Genomic DNA, 6,786 nt, shown 5'->3' with positions numbered 1-6,786 from the left:
TACCACCTTGATCGGGATGCGCGCCGTCTTGGCCTGCGCCTTCTGCTTGGCGAGCGGGTCGTAAGTCATGACAGGCTCCGTGTCAGCACAGCACTGTGCTGGAGCTGGCGCCCTGTTGCAGCAGCCTCACGACGTGCGGCGGCGTGATGCGGCGGCGCGTGCCGCCGGCCGGCACCGGGCCGCCGGAGCCGCGGGCGAGGTTGGTGATGGCGTCGCTGCGGTAGACGCGGTCGCTGCGGATCTCGGCCTCGAAGGCATTCGCATGGCGGGTCAGCGTGTCCAGATCGGCGTCGACCAGCAGGCAGGCGTGGGCGAGCACGATCTGCTCGGACGCGCTGGCGCGCCGCCAGTACTGCGCGGTGCCGGCGACCTTGCGACCGTTCACCGCGAGGTTGTAGCGGCCATCGCAGAACGAACCCGACACCGCCTGCGGCGTCGCGAGGATGCCGAAGGTGGCTGCACTCGCCTGCAACAGGCGGCACAGTGCCGTGTACACCGCATCGGCAGCCGAACCCATGGCGGCGTGGGTACGCCACGCCAGGCTGAGGTTCACCATGCCCGGCCCCTGCGGGACCAGTCCGCCGCCCGAGCAACGCACCTGCACCGGCAGACCCTGCGCCGCGAAAATGGCACAGGCGGCCTCGAAGCGCTCGAAGCGCCTGTAGGAGGCCGGCACCACGAAGCCGGGCGTGGCCTCCCACACGTGCGCCACGGCCACGCCTTCGGCCGCGCGCTGCAGCAGCGCCTGCTCGATGGCCACGCCATCGCTGTCGGCGGGCGCGCCGTCGAGCAGGGTGAACTGGCGCCGTACCGACGGTTCGACCATCGGTGCGGCGTGGTGCGACTCAGCCGCCCACATGCTGCTTGAGCAGCCGGTTGACGTCGTTGGCCCGTTCCATCTGGACCATGTGGCCGGCGTCGTCGAACACCTCCACCGTCGCGCCGGCTGGGGCGTTGCCGGCATGGGCCGCCGGCACCACCTGGTCGTCGCGACCCCAGACCACGAGCACCGGCTTGCCGGTCGACTCGAGCTGCAGACCGGGCTGCGAAGCCTGGCGCCCGGCCGCGAACAGACCGCGACCCAGCGTGGCCAGCACCTCGCTCACGCCGTCGAGGCGCTTGTACTTCAGCACATCGTCGACCATCTGGCGGCTCACCAGCCCCGGGTCCTTGAACAACTGCTCCAGCACCGGCTTCAGGTCACGGCGCGATGCGGCGTTGGCGAAGCCCTCGGTGTAGCCGTTGTTGATGTCCGGGCCGAGGCCGGCGCTGGCGATCAGGCTCAGCGAGGCCACGCGCTTCGGGTGCGACAACGCCAGCTGGGAGGCGATCGCGCCGCCCATCGAGTGGCCGACCACGTGCGCCTGCGCCACGTCGATCACGGCCATGAAGCGCGCCACGAAGTCCGCCAGCGCCTCGAGGCTCGCGCCCGGCAGCTTGGCGTCCGACTGGCCGTGACCCGGCAGGTCGAGCGCGATCACCGGGCTCTTCTCGCCGACGGCGTCGATGTTGAACAGCCAGTTGTCCAGGTCGCCGCCGTAGCCGTGGATGAACAGCACCGGGGTGCCGTCTTCCGCACCCTTGCGGGCGTAGCGGATGCGGGTGCCGTCGACATCGGCGTACAGGTAGGCCGGGCCGGCGCTGGCTTCGTCGTCCTCGTCGGCCGCGGGCATCACGTAGGACGCGATGTAGGCGTCGATGTCGGCATCGCTGACGTCGCTGCCGCCCATCACGCCGAGCAGCGCCTTCACCGGCAGCAGTTCGCCGTCGCTGGCCACCTTGCGGCGCAGCACGCCGGGGTCCGGCGCCTCGACCGCGTTGGCGATCTTGTCGGTTTCCACGTCGAGGATGGGCGTGCCCACCTCGATCTCGTCACCCACGTCGACCAGCCAGGCGACGACGGTGCCTTCGGACATCGACAGGCCCCACTTGGGCATGACGATGGGAGTGATGCCGGACATCAGTGCTTTCCTTTCATGGTGCGGCGCACCGCGTCGGCGACCTGCGCGGCCGACGGAATGTAGAGATCCTCGAGGGTCGGGGAGAAGGGCACCGGCACGTGCGGCGGCGACACCAGTTCGATCTGGGCCTTGAGCGCGCCGAAGGCCTGCATCGCGACCTGGGCCGACACGTCGGTACCGATGTTGCAGCGCGGGCTGGCCTCGTCGACGCAGATCAGGCGGCCGGTCTTCGTGACGCTGTCCAGCACCGTGTCCATGTCGATCGGCGACAGCGAGCGCAGGTCGACGATCTCGACCTCGACACCTTCCTTGGCCAGCGTGGCGGCGGCGTCGAGCGAGCGGTGCACCATCAGACCGTAGGTCACGATGGTGGCGTGCTTGCCTTCACGCACCACGTTCGCCTCGCCGAACGGGATCGCGTACGAGGCCTCGGGCACCTCGCCCTCGAAGCCGTAGAGGTTCTTGTGCTCGCAGAAGATCACCGGGTCGTTGTCGCGGATCGCCTGGATCAGCATGCCCTTGGTGTCGTACGGCGTGCTCGGGCACACCACCTTCAGGCCGGGGATGTGGGTGAACAGCGGCGTCAGCATCTGGCTGTGCTGGGCGGCGGCGCGGAAGCCGGCGCCGACCATCGCACGGATCACGACCGGCGTCTCGGCCTTGCCGCCGAACATGTAGCGGAACTTGGCGGCCTGGTTGAAGATCTGGTCGAAGCACACGCCCATGAAGTCGATGAACATCAGTTCGGCGACCGGACGCATGCCGCAGGCGGCCGCACCGACGGCCGCGCCGACGTAGGCGCTCTCGGACAGCGGCGTGTCCATCAGGCGGTCGCCGTGCTTGGCGTACAGGCCCTTGGTCACGCCGAGCACGCCGCCCCACGCGTCCATCTCGCCCTGGCCGCCGGCGCCGCCGACGATGTCCTCGCCGAGCACGATCACCGACGGGTCGCGCGTCATTTCCTGATCAAGCGCCTCGTTGATCGCCTGCTTCATGCTGATTTTTCTGGCCATGAAATGTCTCCTGGGTCTGTTCGGGTGTCTTGTGGTGTGCGCGCGCTTCAGTAGGACACGTACACGTCGGTCAGCAGGTCGGCGGCGGTGGGCAGCGGGGCGGCCTTGGCCTGTTTCACCGCGTCTTCGATCAGTGCGGCCACTTCCTTGTCGATCGCCTCGAGTTCCGCAGCGCTGATCACGCCGGCCTTCGTGACATGCGCCTTGAACTTCAGCAGGCAGTCCTGGTTGGTGCGGATGTCGTCGAGCTCGCCCGGGGCGCGGTAGGTCTGCGCGTCGCCCTCGAAGTGGCCGTAGAAGCGGACCATCTTCACTTCGAGCAGCGAGGGGCCGCCGCCTTCACGGGCGCGCTTGATCACTTCGCCGGCGGCCTCGTAGACCGCGAAGAAGTCGGTGCCGTCCACCGTGATGCCGGGCATGCCGAAGCCGGAGGCGCGGTCGACGTAGCTGTCCACCGCGGTGCCGTAATCGCGCGAGGTCGATTCGGCGTAGCCGTTGTTCTCGACGACGAAGATCACCGGCAGGGTCCACACCGCGGCCAGGTTCAGGCTCTCGAGGAAGGTGCCCTGGTTGGAGGCGCCGTCACCGACGAAGCAGATGCCGACCTCGTTCTTCTTGCGGAACTTGGCGGCCAGCGCCGCGCCGCAGATCAGCGGTGCGCCGGCGCCGAGGATGCCGTTGGCGCCCATCATGCCCTTGGACAGGTCGGCGATGTGCATCGAGCCGCCCTTGCCGTTGCCGCAGCCACCCTTCTTGCCGTAGATCTCCTTCATCATCGCGACGACGTCCACGCCCTTGGCGATGCAGTGGCCGTGGCCGCGGTGCGTGGAGGCGATGCGGTCACCGTCGCCCAGGTGGCTCATGATGCCCACGCCGCCTGCCTCTTCACCGGCGTACAGGTGCACGAAGCCGGGGATGTCGCCGCGGCCGAAGTCCACGTGCAGTCGTTCCTCGAAATCACGGATCGTGCGCATCGAGCGATAGCAATTCAGCAGCGCTTCCTTGCTCAGAGGGAACGGGTTCTTGCCTGCCATGGTGTTGTCTCCTATCTAGGCTGGGTGGGTCATGAGGCGGAACAGGCCTTCGCTCGCAGCGAGCTGCATGCAACGGGCCACGTCCACCGTGGGGAAAGCGTTCTCGCGCAGCGTGATCTCCACGCGCTCGCCGGCGTCGAAGGTCAGCTCGCGCTCGCCGTCGAGCGCCACCACGCCGGCGTCGAGCGCCACGGTGAAGGGCTGGCCGGCCGGCATGGCTTCCCAATGCGCGATGCCGACCGGGCGCACCATGCCCGGCGCGATCGGCGCCAGCAGCTGGAGCCTGCGGGTCGCGGGGTCTTCGCTGAGCTGGATGGCCAGGCCGCCCGGGTCGCGCCGGCCGACCGGCTGCAGCAGCCCGCCGATGGCCGACAGGCCGATCGCCTGCGGCTCGGCGAACGTCAGGTAGGCGGCGGCCAGGCTCTCGGTCTTCCAGACCGCGCGCGCGCCGATGTAGCGGTCGGTGGAGATCACCGCGTCGACCAGCGCGATGTCGCGCCGCTCGCCGTCGTTGATCGACACCTCGAGCAGCTTGTTCGGCATCAGCGCCTGTGCGTCGCTCAACTGGCCCGAGGCATAGAGGCCGACCGCGATGCCGGTGATGGTGGACTCGCGCATCTCGGGGAAGGCGTTGTTGGTGCCGGTGGACAGCCCGGCGATCGGGACGTCCCGGCATTCGCGCACCACCGCGCGGTGCGTGCCGTCGCCGCCGAGCACGACGATCGCCCGCACGCCGGCCGCGCGCATCAGGCGCGCCGCGGTGAAGGTGTCGTTCACCGTGGTCGTGGGTTCCATGTCCAGGAACTCGAGCGCGGGGAAGGCGTGGTGCATGTCGTGCTCGCGCTTGAGATTGCGCGTCAGCATGGCGCGGATGCCGCCGTTGTCCGGCATCATCAAAACCTTCTTCACGCCCATCGCCCCGGCGGCGCTCATCACCCGCATCACGATGCTCACGCGATCGGTGATCTGCAGGTTGCCGGCGTTCGCGATGATGCGGCGGATGTCGCGCGCCGACACCGGGTTCGCGATGATGCCGATGCAAGGCGCCGGGGTCGCTCCGGGAGCGGACATTCGGAAGTCTCCTGATTTCGTGATGCGGCCTTCAGCGCAAGCCGCGTGCCATGCCGGGATCACGGTTGCGGATCGGGCTGCAGGCCGCGCCGATGCTGGCTTTGCGCCGCGGCCGTGCGATTCACGGAAGACGCCGCAGCGGCGTTCCGGCGTCGCAGCGAGACAGGTGTGACAGGCCCGATGCGACAGCCGTCGCGCCGGCGCATCGGTCGCGCTCAGGCGCTGCGGGTCAGCGCGGCGGCGGCCAGCGCGTAATCGGGTTCGTCGGTGATCTCGCGCACCAGCTGCGCGTGCAGCACGCGGTTGTGGCCGTCGAGGACCAGCACCGCGCGCGCGGTCAGGCCCTTGAGCGGGCCGCTGACGATGTCGACCCCGTAGGCGCGCGCGAAATGTGGGCTGCGGAACAGCGACAGCGCGACCACGCGGTCGAGCTGCGCCGCGTCGATGCGGCTCTGCGCGGCGAACGGCAGGTCGTGCGAGATCGACAGCACCACGCTGCCGGGGGTCTGGCGCGCGTGGTCGTTGAAGCGGCGCAGCGACGCCGCGCAGGTCGGCATCTCCAGGCTGGGCACGATGTTGAGCAGCTTGCGCTGCATGCCGAACTGCTCGAGGCCGACGTCGACCAGGTCCTTGCCGGTCAGCGTGAACCGGGGCGCCTCGTGGCCGACCACCGGCAGGTGGCCTTCGGTGTAGACGGGGGAGCCCTTGAGGGTCAGGCGCGTCACGGGCGTTCTCCAGGGGGGCCGGGAATCCGCAGCGGCCGGCGTGCCGTCGTGCCGCCGCTGCGGGTCGTCATCGTGCGATGCCGGCGTGGTTCAGGCCGGCGCCTTGGCGGTCATCGCCTGGCCCACGCGCTCCGAGATCAGCCCCATCACGGCGCCGCACACGATGGACACCAGCACCCAGCCCAGCTTGCCGTCGAGCGGCGCGCCGGCACCGAAGAACGACGCCGCGCCAATGAAGGCACCGGGGATGAAACTGAACAGGTCCACCTTCGACAGCTGGCACAGCGCCCAGCCCAGCACCGCGAGCAGCAGGCTGAAGATCACCAGGCCCACGCCCTGCACCCCGCCGCCGAGCTGGCCGTTGAGCCAGACGATCGCCGCCGAGATCAGCGTGCCGGCGAAGGCGCTGGCGATCGCCTTCACGAGCCCGGCCTTGCCGCCGCCGGCGGCGTAGAACGAGGCCCAGGTCAGGAAGGTGATCCAGGTCATCACCTTGGGCTCCAGGTAGCCGAGCGTGGCGAAGCACCAGATGCCGACCCAGAGGCCGACGCTGAGCGAGATCGCGTTCAATGCATTCATGTGGTTTGTCTCCTTGGGGTGGATGCACTCGTTCGTCGACCCGCGGGACGCGGGCCGCACCTGTCTGTTCGCAGGCGGGCTGAAGGTGCAATCGCCATGCCCATGGCCGGCGCGACAACAGCCCCGGGCGAGAGGTGCGTGTTCGTGGTGGCGTCGCCACAATCTCGGCCTCGCGGGCGGCCCGCCGCGGCGCACGGCGGGCCGGTGTCGCACCGGCGCATCGGTGCGAGACACACCTGTCGCAGCGACGCCCGTCGCTCAGAAGGGCCGGGGTGCGACGCTCATGGCGAGCGAGGGGTGCGGCAGCACGGGCACCGGCGCCGGCGTGGGGGCCTGCCGGCCGGCCTGCAGCGCGCGCTGCAGCGACGGCAGCACGCGCGCCGGGTCGTCGCCCAGCACGCGG

Annotated in this window: 7 protein-coding genes; all 7 read right to left on the bottom strand. The window is 69.7% G+C overall.

Annotation, left to right across the window (positions count from 1 at the left end; all coding sequences use genetic code 11):
- Positions 1-82: 82 nt before the first annotated feature.
- The gene (locus Y694_RS18720) at positions 83-826 is read right to left on the bottom strand and encodes a lipoyl protein ligase domain-containing protein (RefSeq protein ID WP_152543550.1); all 744 of its coding nucleotides are present in this window, start codon (positions 824-826) and stop codon (positions 83-85) included.
- 19 nt (positions 827-845) lie between these two features.
- Entirely contained in the window at positions 846-1,961 is a 1,116-nt protein-coding gene (locus tag Y694_RS18715; RefSeq protein ID WP_011829199.1) for an acetoin dehydrogenase dihydrolipoyllysine-residue acetyltransferase subunit, read from the bottom strand.
- On the bottom strand, positions 1,961-2,974 hold the full coding sequence (locus Y694_RS18710; RefSeq protein ID WP_011829200.1) for an alpha-ketoacid dehydrogenase subunit beta: 1,014 nt from the start codon (positions 2,972-2,974) through the stop codon (positions 1,961-1,963). The genes Y694_RS18715 and Y694_RS18710 overlap by 1 nt, the downstream gene beginning before the upstream one ends.
- Before the next feature lie 47 nt (positions 2,975-3,021).
- Complete coding sequence (locus Y694_RS18705; protein WP_011829201.1) at positions 3,022-4,008, bottom strand: thiamine pyrophosphate-dependent dehydrogenase E1 component subunit alpha; 987 nt, start codon at positions 4,006-4,008, stop codon at positions 3,022-3,024.
- Positions 4,009-4,023: 15 nt separating this feature from the next.
- Complete coding sequence (locus Y694_RS18700) at positions 4,024-5,079, bottom strand: ATP-NAD kinase family protein (RefSeq protein ID WP_036235264.1); 1,056 nt, start codon at positions 5,077-5,079, stop codon at positions 4,024-4,026.
- A gap of 215 nt (positions 5,080-5,294) precedes the next feature.
- Entirely contained in the window at positions 5,295-5,804 is a 510-nt protein-coding gene (gene tpx, locus Y694_RS18695; RefSeq protein WP_036235263.1) for a thiol peroxidase, read from the bottom strand.
- Positions 5,805-5,894: 90 nt separating this feature from the next.
- Positions 5,895-6,383: a DUF1097 domain-containing protein gene (locus Y694_RS18690; RefSeq protein ID WP_011829204.1), complete on the bottom strand. Its 489-nt coding sequence runs from the start codon at positions 6,381-6,383 to the stop codon at positions 5,895-5,897.
- Between the last annotated feature and the right edge of the window lie 403 nt (positions 6,384-6,786).

This window comes from Methylibium sp. T29-B (genome assembly GCF_000576225.1).
GTDB lineage: Bacteria > Pseudomonadota > Gammaproteobacteria > Burkholderiales > Burkholderiaceae_C > Methylibium > Methylibium petroleiphilum.
Note: the sequence above shows the minus strand (reverse complement) of the source record. Positions and strands in the feature narration are given on the sequence as shown.